The 540-nt window shown below is 76.3% G+C and carries 1 protein-coding gene; it reads right to left on the bottom strand.

What is annotated here, in order from left to right; genetic code table 11:
• On the bottom strand, positions 1-540 hold a 540-nt coding region (locus AC1DYG_RS19095; protein WP_477641437.1), incomplete at both ends, for an ATP-binding cassette domain-containing protein.

Raw genomic sequence — 540 nt, 5'->3', positions numbered from 1 at the left:
GGACCGGAGCAGCGCCCCTGATGCGGCCCGGTGCACCCGCAGCGGTTCGCCCACGCTCTCGCCGACGCTCCGGCGCGGGTCCAGCGACGCCGCCGGGTCCTGGTGGACCAGCGCGACCCCCTTACGCAGGCCGCGCAACTCCCGCCCCGAGACCGTGCCGAGGTCGACCCCGTCGAAGACCACGGACCCGGCGCTGGGCCGGATCACCCCGAGCGCGGTGCGGCCCAACGTCGTCTTGCCGGACCCGGACTCGCCGAYCAGCCCCAGCACCTCGCCGGCCGCGACGCCCAGCGTGATCCCGCGCAGCGCGGCAAACGCCGCGTTGCCGTGGCGGGCCGGGTACACCACGTCGAGCCCGCGTACCGACAGGACCGGTTCGGTGGCAACGACATCCGGGCGTGCCGGGTCTCCGGCCGCGCCCGGGCCGATTTCGGGCAGCCGCGGCACCGCGGACAGCAACTGAGCGGTGTACCGGGCCCGCGGCGCGGCGAACAGTTCGAGCACCCCACGCTGCTCGACCAGGACGCCCCGGCGCAGCAC

Source organism: Pedococcus sp. P1_H8 (assembly GCF_056405175.1).
This window is presented reverse-complemented; position numbering and strand designations above follow the sequence as displayed.